This window comes from Nonomuraea maheshkhaliensis (assembly GCF_039529435.1).
GTDB lineage: Bacteria > Actinomycetota > Actinomycetes > Streptosporangiales > Streptosporangiaceae > Nonomuraea > Nonomuraea maheshkhaliensis.
The window spans coordinates 77,943-92,764 of the sequence record NZ_BAAAMU010000026.1; the positions used below are offsets into that span (position 1 = coordinate 77,943).

The 14,822-nt window shown below is 70.8% G+C and carries 15 protein-coding genes; 9 read left to right on the forward strand and 6 right to left on the reverse strand.

Translation table 11 applies throughout. The features are described 5' to 3' along the window. On the reverse strand, positions 1-468 hold the full coding sequence (locus tag ABFX54_RS19785; RefSeq protein ID WP_346106783.1) for a hypothetical protein: 468 nt from the start codon (positions 466-468) through the stop codon (positions 1-3). Positions 469-559: 91 nt separating this feature from the next. Beyond that, positions 560-751, reverse strand: coding sequence for a hypothetical protein (locus ABFX54_RS19790; protein ID WP_346106784.1), 192 nt, complete (start codon positions 749-751; stop codon positions 560-562). Positions 752-996: 245 nt separating this feature from the next. On the opposite strand from ABFX54_RS19790, the gene ABFX54_RS19795 reads away from it, so the two are divergent. After that, on the forward strand, positions 997-1,401 hold the full coding sequence (locus ABFX54_RS19795) for a hypothetical protein (RefSeq protein WP_346106786.1): 405 nt from the start codon (positions 997-999) through the stop codon (positions 1,399-1,401). Between the two features lie 45 nt (positions 1,402-1,446). Here the strand turns inward: ABFX54_RS19795 and ABFX54_RS19800 are convergent, their stop codons facing one another. Continuing rightward, on the reverse strand, positions 1,447-2,085 hold the full coding sequence (locus ABFX54_RS19800) for a TetR/AcrR family transcriptional regulator (RefSeq protein WP_346106787.1): 639 nt from the start codon (positions 2,083-2,085) through the stop codon (positions 1,447-1,449). Between the two features lie 61 nt (positions 2,086-2,146). On the opposite strand from ABFX54_RS19800, the gene ABFX54_RS19805 reads away from it, so the two are divergent. From ABFX54_RS19805 to ABFX54_RS19830, 6 genes are all read left to right on the forward strand, one after another. Next, positions 2,147-2,794: a class I SAM-dependent methyltransferase gene (locus tag ABFX54_RS19805; RefSeq protein WP_346106788.1), complete on the forward strand. Its 648-nt coding sequence runs from the start codon at positions 2,147-2,149 to the stop codon at positions 2,792-2,794. A gap of 89 nt (positions 2,795-2,883) precedes the next feature. After that, positions 2,884-3,846 (forward strand): ABC transporter ATP-binding protein, encoded by a 963-nt coding sequence (locus ABFX54_RS19810; protein WP_346106789.1) that lies wholly within the window; start codon positions 2,884-2,886, stop codon positions 3,844-3,846. Then, on the forward strand, positions 3,843-4,625 hold the full coding sequence (locus ABFX54_RS19815) for an ABC-2 family transporter protein (protein ID WP_346106791.1): 783 nt from the start codon (positions 3,843-3,845) through the stop codon (positions 4,623-4,625). Before ABFX54_RS19810 ends, ABFX54_RS19815 begins: the two co-directional genes overlap by 4 nt. A 14-nt stretch (positions 4,626-4,639) precedes the next feature. Further along, positions 4,640-5,431, forward strand: a complete 792-nt coding sequence (locus ABFX54_RS19820) for an ABC transporter permease (RefSeq protein ID WP_346106793.1) — start codon at positions 4,640-4,642, stop codon at positions 5,429-5,431. 149 nt (positions 5,432-5,580) lie between these two features. Continuing rightward, positions 5,581-5,973: a hypothetical protein gene (locus ABFX54_RS19825; protein ID WP_346106795.1), complete on the forward strand. Its 393-nt coding sequence runs from the start codon at positions 5,581-5,583 to the stop codon at positions 5,971-5,973. A 208-nt stretch (positions 5,974-6,181) separates the two neighbouring features. Then, complete coding sequence (locus tag ABFX54_RS19830) at positions 6,182-8,518, forward strand: S8 family peptidase (RefSeq protein WP_346106796.1); 2,337 nt, start codon at positions 6,182-6,184, stop codon at positions 8,516-8,518. A 116-nt stretch (positions 8,519-8,634) separates the two neighbouring features. On the opposite strand, the gene ABFX54_RS19835 is transcribed toward ABFX54_RS19830, so the two are convergent. From ABFX54_RS19835 to ABFX54_RS19845, 3 genes are read right to left on the reverse strand one after another with little or no spacing between them, the layout of a single operon-like run. Further along, on the reverse strand, positions 8,635-9,282 hold the full coding sequence (locus ABFX54_RS19835) for a response regulator (RefSeq protein ID WP_346106798.1): 648 nt from the start codon (positions 9,280-9,282) through the stop codon (positions 8,635-8,637). Beyond that, a complete protein-coding gene (locus ABFX54_RS19840; protein ID WP_346106800.1) occupies positions 9,279-11,198 on the reverse strand; it encodes a sensor histidine kinase in 1,920 nt (639 codons plus the stop codon). The genes ABFX54_RS19835 and ABFX54_RS19840 overlap by 4 nt, the downstream gene beginning before the upstream one ends. A 48-nt stretch (positions 11,199-11,246) precedes the next feature. Beyond that, the gene (locus ABFX54_RS19845; RefSeq protein WP_346106802.1) at positions 11,247-11,723 is read right to left on the reverse strand and encodes a hypothetical protein; all 477 of its coding nucleotides are present in this window, start codon (positions 11,721-11,723) and stop codon (positions 11,247-11,249) included. A 431-nt stretch (positions 11,724-12,154) separates the two neighbouring features. On the opposite strand from ABFX54_RS19845, the gene ABFX54_RS19850 reads away from it, so the two are divergent. Together ABFX54_RS19850 and mdcA are read left to right on the forward strand one after the other, a co-directional pair. Further along, entirely contained in the window at positions 12,155-13,078 is a 924-nt protein-coding gene (locus tag ABFX54_RS19850) for a serine hydrolase domain-containing protein (protein ID WP_346106804.1), read from the forward strand. Positions 13,079-13,167: 89 nt separating this feature from the next. Next, complete coding sequence (mdcA, locus tag ABFX54_RS19855; RefSeq protein ID WP_346106806.1) at positions 13,168-14,820, forward strand: malonate decarboxylase subunit alpha; 1,653 nt, start codon at positions 13,168-13,170, stop codon at positions 14,818-14,820. Positions 14,821-14,822: the final 2 nt, after the last annotated feature.

The following is a 14,822-nucleotide window of genomic DNA, read 5'->3' on the forward strand; positions in this document are numbered from 1 at the left end:
TCAGCGGGCCCAGCATGAGAACCATGCGGCGGCTACATAGCCATTGTAGCCCGCCACCAGCAGCTGTCCCTCGTTTCTCACCTGTGAGCCCGGCTCGACCTTGATGTTGTAGTGAACTTCCCATTGTTTCTTGAGCGGTGTCGCCCACGAGAGTTTCCGCTGGATCCAGCGATACCGGGTTTCGTTGTACTGCTTGCCCCACGTGCGCTGTAGGACGCCCTTGGATCCGGCTCTGTTGAGCACACCATCTCCTTCGAGTGGGACCTGGGTCTCGACGTAGTACGCGATCCATCGTTTGCCGTTGGTGCTGCCCCCACCTCGTCGTTGCATGATGACTTTGATTCTTCCCGGCACTCCGTGTGTGTATTTGCGGCCGCAGTCCGGCACGGCGCTCCGCGGTCCGGTAGCGGAGGCGGCGGCGGGTGACACCGCGACGACGAGTGTGAGAAGTAAGGATCGGATGGCCATGACTGCCCTCCCGGATGTTGATTGCCCGGAAGTACGCGGTCGCCGTCCGCCTCGGTTCGGTGTTCAGCCGGGTCATAACGAGAGGGTTGATTCACCGGATTTTGATCAGCGATGCTCCGGCGTGGAGTCCTGGATGCCTCAAGGTGGTGCGGGCCCACTCCTCTCCCGTGTCCGGTGACCAGCCGCGTTCGCGGACGAAGATCAGGTGGAGCTGCGGGCTGAGCTGGCGGCGTTCCAGGACACCGAGCCGGACATGACCGTACTGCTGTCCGAGACCGAACACCTGCTACCGCCTAGACAGCCGCGACGTCGTGGTCGCCGGCGCACCAAGAGGAACGGAAGCAGGACGGATCATGCCAAGGTGGTGTCCGGCAGCAGCGGAGGCGAACGGCGGCGCTGGGGTGGCCCTCGGTAGGAAGGCGCGACATGCGACGCTCGGAGCATCTGTGGCACAGGTCGCACCGTTACGGGTTCGCCGCGGAGTTCAGCGTGGGATGAGGGCTGAACGGCGTACGCGATCTGGAGTACGTGTCGGACGGGTACTACACGACTCGGTTCAGCGTCACCGTCCCCGGCGAGCGGTACGGCAATGCCCCGGACGCTCTCGATCCGCCGGCCGAGGGGCTGATGTTCGATGTCGAGGACACGAGCTGGATGACGGATCCTGAGCTCCCGCCGGACCGGCCGGCCTTCGCGGAATGGTCGGAGTGGATGGAGGAGAACGGGTACTCGGTGGGGGACGAGGACGACGAGCGACCGCTGCCGGAGGCGTTCGGCGACTTCCACGCATGGGACCCGAACGGCTACCACCCATCCCTGGCCACCTGCGTCACGTCTGCCTTGACCCTGGTCGCACGGCTCACCGGCAGGGAGATCGACGAGGCGTGGCTGAGCGGATCGCACCCGTGGCTCCCCCTTCCCCATCGGCTGTGACGGCTGTCGTCGTCAACGGGGCCGTGGCCGGGCCCATCGGCGGCCTCAGTCAGGGGCGGCGCAGAGCTGGGCGGTCAAGGTGGTGCGGGCCCACTCCTCCCACGTGTCCGGTGACCAGCCGCGGTCACGGACGAAGATCAGGTAGAGCTCCGGGCTGAGCAGCCCGAACAGCAGATCCGCCGCCGTCTCGACGGAGAGGCCGGGGCGGGCGCCGGGCTTGCGTACCAGCGCCTCGGCCGCCGCGTGCTGCACGGTGTAACGCGGGTCGGGGCCGTCCGGCCACTGGGCGGCGATCTCCGGGTCGGTGGCGGCAGCGGCGGCGATCAGCGGCATGATCGGGGCGACCCGGCCCAGGATCTCGCGGGTGCCGTGGACGTGCGCGCGCACCTGCCCGGCCGCGGTGGGCTCGGCGCACGCGGCGCGGAACCACTCGCGGTCCATGGTGGCGACCGGCTCGGCGTCCCCGGCGATCGACGTGTCGACGACGTCCTTGAACAGCGTGCGCTTGTTGCGGAAGACGAAATAGACCGTCTGTACGGCCACGCCCGCCCGGTCCGCGACCTCCTGGAGGCTCGTCGCCCCGTACCCCTGCGCGATGAACAGCTCGCGAGCCGCCTCGACGAGCTTCGCGCGGGTGCGGCGTGAGCGCTCGGCCCGCTTGTCCGGCCGCTTGACGTCGTCCATGGTACCAGTATATCTCTAGAGTCCATCACTAGAGTTTAACTACAAATACTCGGAGGAGACCATGGACGTCACCCGCAAGCCGGAACCGCGCGACCAGGAGGAGGAGACCGTCCACCGCGCGCTGGAGGGCTTCTACAGCGACGGCAAGCCGCCGTGGGACACCGGCGTGACGCCCCCCGAGCTGGTCGCCCTCACCGAGGGGCCACGGCGCCTGCCGCCCGGCCGCGTGCTCGAACTCGGCTGCGGCACCGGCACCAACGCCGTCCACCTCGCCCGGCACGGCTGGGACGTGACGGCCGTCGACCTGATCGACCGCGCCGTCGAGCGGGCCAGGGAGAAGGCGGCAGAGGAGGGAGTCGCGGTACGGCTGCTGCACGGAGACGCCACCCGCCTCGACGAGCTCGACGCGCCGGGCCCGTTCGACCTGTTCTTCGACCTGAGCTGCTTCTGCGGGATCCCGCTGCACCGCCGCGACGCCTATGCCGCCGGGCTCACCCGGCGCGCCGCTCCCGGAGCGCGGCTGCTGATGTTCGGGTACGGCCCCGAGCCGCTCGCCAACCCGACCACCGAGATCAAGTCGTGGGCGGCCGGCGTCACCGCCGACGAGCTGCGCGCCAGGTTCACCGGCTGGGAGCTGCTCGACGTCACACCGGGCACCAACTCGGTGCCGACCTTCTGGTTCACGCTGGGCCGCGAAGTCCAGCCGTAGTGTCATAGCGGCCCACTAGGGTGACTACGGTGGCGAATCGTGTTCGAGAAGCATGGTCCGGGCCCGTAGTGGTGACCGAGAAACTCGGAATGACCTATCGCGCGCCGGTGCGCCGGTCCGGGTTATGGGCGGCGCTCAGATCGGTCGCCCGCCGCGAATATCGTCAGGTCGACGCCGTTACCGACCTGTCCTTCGAATTGGCCGCCGGCGAAGTGGTCGGCTTTCTCGGGCCGAACGGCGCCGGCAAGAGCACCACGATGAAAATGTTGTCCGGAATCCTGCATCCGACCGCCGGCGAGGTACGGGTGCTGGGTTTCACCCCCTGGCGCCGCCAGAGCGAATATCTCCAGCAAATGGCGCTGGTTCGGGGCAGCCAGCCCATGGGCGGGCCGGCCGAGCTGACCGTCATGGACGCCTTTCGTTATCGCCAAGTGCTCTATGACGTGCCGGACGCCGATTTCCGCGCCAACCTCGCCGAGCTGGGGGAGTTGCTCGACCTGGAGCCGCTGCTGAACCGGCAGGTGCGCGCGTTGAGCCTGGGCGAGCGCATGCGGACCGGGCTCGCCTCGGCGCTGCTCTACCGGCCCAGGGTGCTGTTCCTGGACGAGCCCAGCATCGGGCTCGACGTCTCGGCCGCGGCGACGCTGCGGCGCTTCGTGGCCGGCTACGCCGCGAGCACGGGTGCCACGGTGCTGCTGACGAGCCATTACATGGCCGAGGTCGAGTCGTTGTGCCGCCGGGTGATCCTCATCGACGGCGGGCGCCTCCAGTACGACGGGCCGCTCGCGACGCTGGCCGGCCGGCTCTCGCCGTACAAACGGGTCAGGGTCACGCTGGCCGACGGAGCCGGCGTCGCGTGGGAGGAGTTCGGCGAGGTCGAGGCGATCGACGACACCTCCGCGACCGGCCCGGTCACCTTACGGGTGCCGCGCGACGACGTGCCGTCGGTGACCAGCCGGCTGCTGGCCGGCCTCGCCGTCGCCGATCTCGCGGTCGAGGACCCGCCGCTGGAGACCGTGATGGACCGCTTCTACCGCGACGGCGCGCGGTGAACGGGCACGTGATCCGGCTCGGCCGCCTGCTGTGGTTGTCGGTCTGGCGCAGCTCGGTGATGTGGTGGAGCCTGCGCTCGTTCCTGATCACGCTCGTGGTCGGCCAGACGGTGACCCCGCTGCTCGGCCTCCTGGTCTGGATGTCGGCGCTGAACGCGGACCGGACCGTCGCGACGTACTACCTCGTGCTGCTCCTGGTGCAGCTGATGACCGTCTCGTACGAGCACCACACCGTCTCCAACGAGATCTACGAGGGCACCTTCGACCAGACGATGGTCGAGCCGAAGCCCGTCGTGCTCTCGTACCTGGGCCAGAACCTGGCCATGCGGTTCTGGCACCTGACCTTCGGCCTGCCGGTGGTCGTCGTGATCGCGGTGATCGTCGGTGTCCGGCTGGAGCTGACGGCCGTTCTCGCCGCCGTTCCCGCGATCGTGCTGGCCGGCGCGCTGCGATTCGTCTTCACGTATTCGCTCGCGCTCTCGGCTTTGTGGACCCAGCGGGCGCACGGGGCGGTCGGCGTGGGCGAAACGCTGATCTTCCTGCTGGGCGGAACCGCCGCCCCGCTGAGTTTCCTGCCTGAGCCGTTCCAGTCGGCGGGGCAGTTGCTTCCGTTCTGGGCGATGCTCGGAATGCCCGCGGAAATAGCGGCGGGAACCCTCCAGGGCGGCGAGCTTTTCCTCGCGTACGCGACACAGCTCGGCTGGCTGCTCCTCTTCACGTTGCTCTGCACGGCGATCTGGAGACGCGGAGTCCGGCGCTTCACCTTCTTCGGCGGATAGGGCGGAGAATCCCGGTGCTGAAACTCATCCGGCTGTTCGGGCTGCTGTTCTCGCTGTCCGTGCGGCGTTCTCTGGCCTTCAGGGGCGATCTCGTCTTCGAGATCGGGCTCGCCGTGCTCACGCTCGCGTCGTCGCTGATCGCGCTCGCCATGGTCTTCACCCGTACGGACGACCTCAACGGCTGGCGGCTCGGCGAAGCCGTCGTCCTGCTGGGCATCTTCCAGATCGTCAGCGGGCTGCGGGCCGCGTTCGTGGAGCCGAACGTGCAGTGGTTCAACGGCAAGATCAACAGCGGCAAGCTGGACGAGGTGCTGGTCCAACCGGCGCCCGCGATCTTCCTGGTCACCCTCGGCACCTGCGCTCCGCTGGCGTTGACCCAGGTCGTCCTGGGCGCCGGCGCCATCGTGCTCGGGATGCGGGAGGCCGGTGTGACACCGACCGTCCTCGGCGTGCTCGGGTGGCTGATCCTCGTCGTCGCGGCGACCGCGGTGATGTGGGCGACCCGCGTCCTCACCGCGGCCGTCGCCTTCTGGGCGCTCGGCCTCGAACTCGGTGTCGCGTACGACGCCCTTTGGCAGTTCGCCCGCTACCCGATCGGCATCTACCCGGTCGCCCTGCAACTCCTCTTCACCTACGTGCTGCCGATCGCCTTCGTGGCCACCGTTCCCGCCGAGGTCCTCCTGAGCGGCGACGCGTCCGGCTTCGCCGCCGTCCTCGTCGCGCTCGCGGTCGCGCTCGCCGCGTGCGCGCTCGCCTGGCTGATCTGGCGCCGCGCCCTGCGGCGCTACACCAGCGCGACGAGCTGACGCCGCCGTCCGCTCAAGGCTCGCGGAGAAGGCGAACCGCCCGGCGGGGCGGGACATGCGCCTCATGCGGCAGGGACCCCGGCCGCCGGAGATTGGACCGGTCGGTGCGACCGCTCCGGCAGCCGCTGAGAACGCCCAGGAGGCGCGGCATGGCAACTCTGACGAACCCGCAGCTGAAGATCAGCTTGGTGTCGGGCTCCAACCAGGCTGACATCGAGGCGAGCGTGGGGGTCAGCCTCACCCCGTTCGAACAGTTCCTCATCGCCAACGGGCTCGGCCTGTCCCTGCGGTGCGAGCTGTGGGCCGCGGACAGCGGCTTCAACGGAGGCGACGACCTCGTACGCGTCGTCGGCACCCGCCCGGCGCCGGTCAGCGCCACGCACACGTTCACCATGCGCGTGCCGCGCAGCGCGCTGGACGAGGACGACAGCGTCTTCGACGACCACGACGAGCTCTACGCCAGGATGCGGCTGCGCAGCAACCAGCCGATCTTCCCGCTGGACGTCACCGTGAAGAGCCCCGAGATCGGCGCCGAGTTCTGACCCTCCGGCCCGCCGACGAGCCCCACGCAGCCGAGGCGCCCGCCGGATTCAGGCCCAGGACGTGAAACTCCCCGCCCGCACGGACGCCCGTGCGGGCGCACGCCGTACGGACGAAGCCACCGAGGTATCAGCCGGTGACCCGACGGCGTCTCCAGTTCAGCACCGGAACGAGAGTTCAGCACCGGAACGAGCGAGAGGTCCACCGAAGATGTCCGAGTTCGAACCGCCGCAGGTGATCATACGTTTCCACACCAACGTGGAGATCCCCGACGATCCGGCCGTCGTCCTGGAGAAATCCGACCCGCCGCGGTGGCGCCGGCTCGTCGAGGAGAACGGCGCCGTCACCCTCCGGCCGGTCTTCACCGCGCTGGAGCCGGCCCACCTGCGCGAACTGCAGGAACGTGCCGTACGGCGGGACCCCAGCTACCGCGCCGAGCCGCTCGACCGGTTCTTCTACGCGGACGCCGAGCGGGCCAGGGACCCGGAGTCGATGGCCGCCGCGCTGCGCGAATGGGCCACGGTGCGCTCGGCCGAGGTCGAGGTGATCGGCCCCGACCCCCTGGTCAACGCGGCCGACGACCCGCGCAACGGCAACCAGGACTACCTGGACGCGGCGCCCGTCGGCATCGACGCCCGCTACGCGTGGGGCTTCGCCGGCGGCGACGGCGCCGGCCAGCGGATCGTCGACATGGAACGGGGCTGGACGTTCGACCACGAGGATCTCGTGGCGCACGGCATCACGCTCGTCAACGGGGCGGTGCGGGACGCCTCCCGGCCGCACGGCACGTCGGTGTTCGGCGAGATGATCGCGTCCGACAACGCCGTCGGCGGCGTGGGCATCGTCCCGAACGTGGCGTCCGCGCTGGCCAGCTCGTACCACGACAGCACGATCAGGAACGCGATCATCGCCGCCATCGCCCGGATGGACTTCGGCGACGTGCTGCTGCTCGAAGCCCAGGTCTCCGTGACGACGACCGGCGTGCCCCGGTACGGGCCGGTGGAGACCGTCGAGGCCAGCTACGAGGCCATCCGGCTGGCCACCGCGCTCGGCATCATCGTGGTCGAGGCCGGCGGCAACGGCACCAACAACGGCGGCACGCCCGCGGTCGACCTGGACGCCTACCAGAACGCGGCCGGCAAGCGGATCCTGTGGCGCGACCCCGCCAACGCCGACTTCCGCGACTCGGGCGCGATCCTGGTGGCCGCCGCGAGCTCGGCCGCGCCGCACACCCGCCTGGCCTACTCCACCTTCGGCGCCCGGATCGACTGCTACGCCTGGGGCGAGAACGTCGACACGGCCAGCTCCACGACGAGCCCCACGGCCGCCGGATCGACGACCTCGTACACCGGGTTCTTCAGCGGCACGTCGTCCGCCTCGCCGATCGTGGCCGGCGCGGCGCTCGCGGTCCAAGGCGTGTGCCAGGCCAACCGGAACATCCGCCTCAGCCCGCGGCAGATGCGGGCGATACTCAGCGATCCGGCGCTGAACACCCCGCCGGCCGCCACCGAGCCCACCGCGATGGGGGTGCTGCCCAACCTGCGCACGATCATCGACACCGAGCTGGAAGTCACGCCGGACGTCTACGTGCGCGACAACCTCGCCGACACCGGCGACGCGCACAACGGCTTCGTCTCGGCCTCGCCCGACGTGATCCTGCGCCCGGCGCCGGTCGCCGACCCGCAGGCCGCGTACGGGGAGGGCAGCGGCACGGAGCTGAGCGACACCTTGGGCTTCGAGGCCGAAGCCGGCCAGGACAACGTCATCTACGTCCGGGTACGCAACCAGGGCGCGACCGCGGCCGGGGCCACCACCGCCACCGTGTACTGGTCGCCGCCGTCGACGCTGGTCACGCCCAACCTCTGGACCCTGGTCGGCACCGTGACCCTGCCGAATGTGCCGGCCGGCGAGGTGCTGACCGTCTCCGCCCCGCTCGTCTGGCCGGCGGCGCGGATCCCGGCGCCCGGGCACTACTGCCTGGTGGCGATCGTCAGCACGCCCGGGGATCTCGGGCCGGCCCCGACCGACTTCCTCAACTGGACGAACTTCCAGACCTTCATCCGCGCCAACAACAACGTCACCTGGCGGAACTTCAACGTGGTCGACAACGACCCGGCGGCGGACAGCCATGTGGCGCTGCCGTTCCTGGTGGCCGGTGCCCCGGACGAGGCCCGCCCGTTCGAGGTCGAGCTGCTCACCCGGCTGCCCGGCGACGCGGACGTGCTGCTCGAACTGCCGCTGCGCTTCGCCCGCGACTTCCGCGCCGATCTGCAGATCGAGCAGGTCGACGAGAAGCTGGACCTGGCGGTCGCCCGGCTCCCGGCGTCCGGGCGGGTCCGCTTAGGGCCGGGCCTGATCGGCGCCGGCACGGCGAACCGGCTGCGCTTCCTGGTCCGCCTCGGCGACCTCGGTCAGCGCGGGCGCGTCGTGGCCCGGCAACTGTCCGGCGAGGACGAGGTCGGGCGGGTGAGCTGGGTGCTGGCGCCGGGTGTCCGGGCGCGGATGCGACGGGCCATGAAGGGCGACCCGATCGGCGCCCTGGGCTGAACGCCGTGCCCCCGACGGCGCGTCACCCGCGCGGTGGCGCGCCGTTCCCGTGCGCCCGGACCTTCACGGACGCGGTGGCATGCACTCGGACCTAATCCGAAGTGCTGACATGTCGGCTATGTGCCGAACCCCGCGTCACGCGCCCTGAGGGCGGCCTGCACCCGATCGGTCACGCCGAGCTTGGTGAACAGCGGCGTGAGCTGGTTGCGGATCGTCTTCTCCGACACGCCGAGCTGCCGGGCGATCCGAGCATTGCTGTCGCCCTTCGCGAGCAGGGTCACGATCTGCCGCTCCCGTTCGGTGAGCTGGTCGAAGGGGGCAGGCAGCGCCGCCAGCTCGCGACTCGCCGCCGTGAGCAGCGCCGATCCGACCGACGGGCCGAGCACGATGCTGCCGGCCGCCACCGCGCGCAGGGCGTCCACGACCGTCTCCGGATCGGTCAGCTTGAGCACGTAACCCCGGGCGCCGGCGCGCAGCGCCCGCGTGGCGATGTCCTCGTCGTCGGCCATCGTCAGGATCAGCACCTTGGTGTCCGGCCGGGCCCGCAGGATGCGCGCGGTGGCGTCGATGCCGTCGCCGTCGGGCAGCGCGACGTCCATGGCGACCAGGTCCACCGCCTCGGTCACCGCCGTCCGGACCGCCGCCGCGACCGTGCCGGTCTCCAGCACCTCGCCCACCCAGTGCTCGCCGGAGAGCATCGCGCGCAGCCCCCTGCGTACGACCGGGTGGTCGTCGACGACCAGGACGCGCAGCTCGCCGTTCATGCCGGCCCCGCCGTGCGCAGCGGGATGCGGATCGACACGACGGTGCCGGACGACGGCGCGGGACGTACGGTGAACGTGCCGCCCAGCTCGGTGGCCCGCTCCTTCATCGACTCCAGCCCGACCCCGCGCGGGGAGCCGCCGTCGATGCCGGACCCGTCGTCGTTGACCTCGACGGCCAGCGCGGACGAACGTTCGACGGTGACCGCGCACCGCCGGGCGCGGGCGTGCCGGACGACGTTGGCCAGCGCCTCGGCGACGATGCGGTACACGGCCACCTCGACCGCCGCGGGCAGCCCGTCCAGCTCACCGGTGACGCGCAGGTCGACCGACAGGTCCGTCCCGTCGAAGCGCCGGCATGCCGCCCGCAGGCCGGGCCCCAGCCCGTTGTCCAGGGCCGGAGGACGGAGCTGGTCGACGAGCTGGCGTACCTCGATCGTGCAGTTCCGCAGGTCCTCGGCCAGCACGGTGAGCATCGCGCCGGTCGGCGAGTCGGCCGGCAGAGCCTTCATGGCGGCACGCAGCTGCATCGACATCCCGGACAAACTAGGGCCGACGCTGTCGTGCAGCTCCCGGCGCAGCCGCCGGCGTTCCTCCTCGCGGGCGAGGACCAGCCGCTCGCGGGAGCGCCGCAGGTCGCGTACCAGCGTGGTGCCCTCGGCGGCCACCGCGGCGTGCACGGCGATGTCGCGCAGCAGCCGCGTCTCCCTGCGGGTGAACCGGCTGCCCCGGGTCCGGGGCGCGACGAGCAGCCGGCCGATCGTCTCGCCGTGCGCCACGAGCTCGAACGGCTGCACGTCCGGCGCGACGGATCCGTGTTCGGCGGCGAGGTGGCGACCTCCCTCCGTCAGCTCGACGGCCACGTACGGGACCCGTAACGACCGGGCGACCGCCTCGGTGAGCTGGGGCAGCACGGCGTTCGGCTCGGCGGTGCTGCCGACCACCTCGCCGAGCTCGGCCACGACCTTGTACGGATCGTCGCGGTCCCCGTACAGCAGCCGGTCCACCCCGCCCTGCACGCGGCGGCGCAGCGGCTCGAAGGCCACCGCGATCAGGCCGGTGGCCACGAGCGAGGCCCGGGTGGCGTCACCGCGGAACAGCACGTCGCGCACGGCCGCCACGATGCCGACGAACGCGGCCACGATCAGCACCGTCATGACGAGCCAGACCACGGCCCGGTTGACGATCCGGTCGAGGTCGTAGAGGTGGTAGCGCAGCACCGCCACGGTCATCGCGATCGGCACCGCGACGGCTCCGAGCGCCCAGCCGCCGGACACCCCCTGAAGGCTGAGGGTCAGCCCCACCACGAACAGGCCGCCGGCCGGCAGCAGGCACATGAGCTGGAGACGTACGTCGCCGTCGGCCCGCCGCCAGCGGTACCACAACGACCACAGCACGCCGGCCAGGGCGGCGACGCAGGTGAGCACGGCCACGCCGCCGATCCGCAGCAGCAGTCGCGCGCGGCCGGTCAGCGGCGTGTCGAGCTCGGTCAGCAGCGTGCGCGGGTGATCGAGCGCGGCGACCGCGAACGCGATCGTCGCCACCGCCGCCGCCACGGCGATCCATACCGCAAGCGGCCGCCAGCGCGGCGACGGCAGCCGCCCGTCGGGGAACACCAGCAACGTCAGGAAGATCAGCGCGAACGGCGGCCACCCGGCCCACTGGGTCACCCAGTGGGCCGGCAGCCAGACCGACCAACTGGCCGCCACCAGTCCGCCGGCGGCGGCCAGGCCGGTCGCGAGCATGAGCCGGCCGACGACGGAATCGCGCACCCCGGCGAGGATGAGCGCGCCCATCGGCGTGAACGCCACCGCGACGGGCGCCGCCAGCGCCGCCTCTGGCCCCGAGTCGCGACCGGCGCCGATCAGCTGACCGGCCACCACCAGGCCGCACAGCAGGACCGTCAGGCATGCCGTCACCGCACCGCGAATCGTCAGAACGAACGATGGCCGCCAGGGCATGGCAGGTCAGAAGCACTTGCCGTGCGTGAAGCAGTTGTGGAACCAGTCACCGTCGTTCGGATCGTGCGGGTCCTCCAGGGGCGGGTGCCCGTACGGCGGCCGACGCAGCGCCTCGAAGGACTCGGCGTAGGGCGCGCTCGCGAGCGTGCCCAGCTCCTGGAGGACGTCCGGCAGGTCGTCGTGGTCGGCCGCCCGCAGTCTGGCCCGGCTCTTGCCGATCACCGAGCCGATGCGCCGCGCCAGCTCTTGGTGGTCCGGCGCCTCGGCCGTGCGCCGGGCGGCCACCGGCTGTCCTCGCCCGTTCAGCTCGAAGACGAGCCGGAAGCCGTCGCGGTCGAAGCATTCGATCGCGGTGTCCCCGCCGTGCGGGTCCCGGAGCAGCTCGCCGACGTCGCGGTAGTGGTGGATCGAGGAGTCGTCGATGGAGATCGCGAGGAAGCCGCCGGCGGCGGTGGTCGTGTTCTCAGCTGATCCGGGATTCATCGCCTTCTCCCTCTGAGCGCGGGGCGTCGATCGGCTCGTCGAATCGACCTTACGGCCGGTGTTCGCCGGGTCCCAGGAACCGTCCACGATTGGACAGCTCTTGTCAGAACCGACTATGCGCCGCCCCACGTCCCGGCTTCCAGGACATTCGTCCCACAAGGCAGGGGACACCTCGGAGATGATGGCGTATGACCTGTTGCCGGCGGGCGGCCCGGTCGGCCGTGCGGTGGATCACCCGCACAGTGCCGATGTTGTCGCTCATGGCGTCCGCCGGGTGCACCGACGCGGCACCTCCAGAGCCGATCGCGGCGACTGTCGAGTGCGGCCGGATCGCGGGTGACGGCCGGACGTTTTACGAGAGCAATCCGACATATCAGGATTTGGGGGGCGGCGACGCGGCCTGGCCGAAGGCCCCGCCGGAGCAGGAGGGGATGGACCCCGCCAAGCTGAACGCGGGACTGGCCGAGCTCGGGACCGATCCGTCGGTGGCCGGCGCGCTGGTCGTCCGGCACGGCCGGCTCGTGGCCGAACGCTATTTCCACGGCGGTGACGCACGGCGGAGCGACAACGTCCATTCGGTGTCGAAGAGCATCCTCCAGGCTCTGGTCCACATCGCCGTCGCGAAGGGCCACCTCACGAGCCTGGACGACCCGGTGGCCACCTACCTGCCGGAGCACTTCGGCGACGCGCCGCCGGCCAAGAAGAAGATCACCATCCGGCACCTGCTGACCATGACGTCGGGCCTCGACTGGACGGAGGATTCGACCGAAAACCAGGTCGAGAAGGATTCGGACTGGGTCCGGGCGATTCTCGGTCGTCCGCTTGTCTCCGCCCCCGGCACGACGTACACGTACAGCACCGGCAACACCCACGTCGTCTCGGCCGTGCTGCAAAGGGCGACGCGGATGGACACCTGCCGCTTCGCCCACCGGTACCTCTTCGGACCGATGGGCATCACGGCCGAGCACTGGGGCCGCGACCCGCGAGGTGTCTTCTCCGGCGGGTACAACCTCTATCTGACGCCACGGGAGCTGGCCAAGTTCGGCCTGCTCTATCTGAACGACGGCACATGGGACGGCCGGCCGCTCGTCCCCCAGGGCGCCGTGCGGGCGGCGCGGGCCCGGACCACGCAGGTCGATGACACGTTCGGCTATTCCGAGGGCTGGTGGACGCACGCCGTCTCCGGACGTTCGACGTATTTCGCCTGGGGGCACGGCGGGCAGTTCGTGTACGTGATCCCCGGCGCGGACCTCGTCCTCGTGATCACCGCGCGCACCGGCGACGACGGCGGCGAGGAGATCGACGCGCAGGCGTTCGTCCGCGACCACCTGCTGCCCGCCATCACCGGACGCTGACCCCCGTGGACAGCCTTTAGGCCCGCTTGGGTTAGTCACGCGCCGTTTGCGTGCACCACATCTGCGTCAATGCTGGATGGGGGCTGGTGATGGCGCGCACCAAGGTGGCCGCTCGGGACTGGACCCGGCGGCGGACCGCCAAACGGGACCGCTTGGAGCGGGTCCGTCCCTTCGTCTCCGGCCGGGTGCTGGACGCCGCGCGGATGGGCGCGGCGCTTGAGGCGTTGCTGCGGCCCGGGGACCGGGTGGCGCTGGAAGGCGACAACCAGAAGCAGGCCGACTTCCTGGCCGAGGCGCTGGCCGGCTGCGATCCGCAGGCCGTGCACGACCTGCACCTGCTGATCTCCTCGATCAGCCTCAAAGAGCACCTCGACGTGTTCGAGCGAGGGGTGGCCCGCCGGCTCGACTTCGCCTACGCCGGTCCGCAGAGCGTGCGCATGGCGCAACTGCTGGCCGACGGCAAGGTCGAGGTCGGGGCCATCCACACGTACGTCGAACTGTACGCGCGCATGTTCGTCGACCTCGTCCCGAACGTCGCGCTGCTCTGCGCCGAGCAGGCCGACCGCGACGGGAACCTGTTCACCGGCCCCAGCACCGAGGACACCCCGACCATCGCCGAGGCGGTGGCCTTCTCCGACGGCGTGACCGTCGTCCAGGTCAACGAGATCGTGGACCGGGTGCCCCGGGTGGACATCCCCGGCGACTGGGTGGACCTGATCGTGCGGAGCCCGCGGCCGTTCGCGCTGGAGCCGCTGTTCACCCGCGATCCCCGCCACATCGGCCAGGTGGAGATCCTCATGGCCATGATGACGCTGCGCGGCATCTACGAGCGGCACGGCGTGACCACGCTGAACCACGGCATCGGCTACGACACCGCGGCGATCGAGCTGCTCCTGCCCACGTACGGCGAGGAGCTGGGGCTGCGCGGGAAGATCTGCCGGCACTGGGCGCTCAACCCGCATCCGACGCTCATCCCCGCCATCGAGAGCGGCTGGGTCGAGTCGGTGCACTGCTTCGGCGGGGAACCGGGCACGGAGCGCTATGTCGCCGCCCGCCCGGACGTGTTCTTCACCGGCCGTGACGGCTCGCTGCGCTCGAACCGGGTGCTGTGCCAGCTCGCCGGCCAGTACGCCGTGGACCTGTTCATCGGGTCGTCGCTGCAGATCGACGGCAGCGCGAACTCCTCGACGGTCACCGAGGGCCGCCTGAGCGGTTTCGGCGGAGCGCCCAACATGGGACACGACCCGCACGGCCGCAGGCACCCCTCCGCCGCCTGGCTGAGCCTGCTCACCGGGCAGGCTCCGGCGCTGCGGGGCCGCAAGCTCGTCGCGCAGATCACCCAGACCTTCCGCTCGGGCGGCGATCCGGCGTTCGTGGAGACGCTCGACGCGGTCCCGGTGGGCAAGGACGCGTCCATGCCCGTTCCGCCGATCATGATCTACGGGGACGACGTCAGCCACGTGGTGACCGAGGAGGGCGTGGCGTACCTCTACAAGGCCTCGTCCCTGGCCGAACGGCGTGAGGCGGTGGCCGCCGTCGCGGGCGCCACGGCGATCGGCCGGGAGATCGACGAGCGGCGCGTCGAGCGACTGCGCAGGGACGGGCTGGTCGCGCTGCCGGGAGACCTCAAGGTCGACGTACGCAAGGCGAAACGCTCGCTGCTGGCCGCCCGCAGCGTCGAGGATCTCGTGGCCTGGTCCGGCGGGCTGTACGACCCGCCCGCCCGGTTCCGGACCTGGTGACC

What these genes read in the sequence shown, in the direction of transcription:
- mdcA (WP_346106806.1), top strand. Translation starts at nt 13,168, where the DNA reads ATGGCGCGCACCAAGGTGGCCGCTCGGGACTGGACCCGGCGGCGGACC.
- ABFX54_RS19785 (WP_346106783.1), bottom strand. Translation starts at nt 468, where the DNA reads ATGGCCATCCGATCCTTACTTCTCACACTCGTCGTCGCGGTGTCACCC.
- ABFX54_RS19845 (WP_346106802.1), bottom strand. Translation starts at nt 11,723, where the DNA reads ATGAATCCCGGATCAGCTGAGAACACGACCACCGCCGCCGGCGGCTTC.
- ABFX54_RS19835 (WP_346106798.1), bottom strand. Translation starts at nt 9,282, where the DNA reads ATGAACGGCGAGCTGCGCGTCCTGGTCGTCGACGACCACCCGGTCGTA.
- ABFX54_RS19850 (WP_346106804.1), top strand. Translation starts at nt 12,155, where the DNA reads ATGGACCCCGCCAAGCTGAACGCGGGACTGGCCGAGCTCGGGACCGAT.
- ABFX54_RS19805 (WP_346106788.1), top strand. Translation starts at nt 2,147, where the DNA reads ATGGACGTCACCCGCAAGCCGGAACCGCGCGACCAGGAGGAGGAGACC.
- ABFX54_RS19830 (WP_346106796.1), top strand. Translation starts at nt 6,182, where the DNA reads ATGTCCGAGTTCGAACCGCCGCAGGTGATCATACGTTTCCACACCAAC.
- ABFX54_RS19810 (WP_346106789.1), top strand. Translation starts at nt 2,884, where the DNA reads ATGACCTATCGCGCGCCGGTGCGCCGGTCCGGGTTATGGGCGGCGCTC.
- ABFX54_RS19825 (WP_346106795.1), top strand. Translation starts at nt 5,581, where the DNA reads ATGGCAACTCTGACGAACCCGCAGCTGAAGATCAGCTTGGTGTCGGGC.
- ABFX54_RS19800 (WP_346106787.1), bottom strand. Translation starts at nt 2,085, where the DNA reads ATGGACGACGTCAAGCGGCCGGACAAGCGGGCCGAGCGCTCACGCCGC.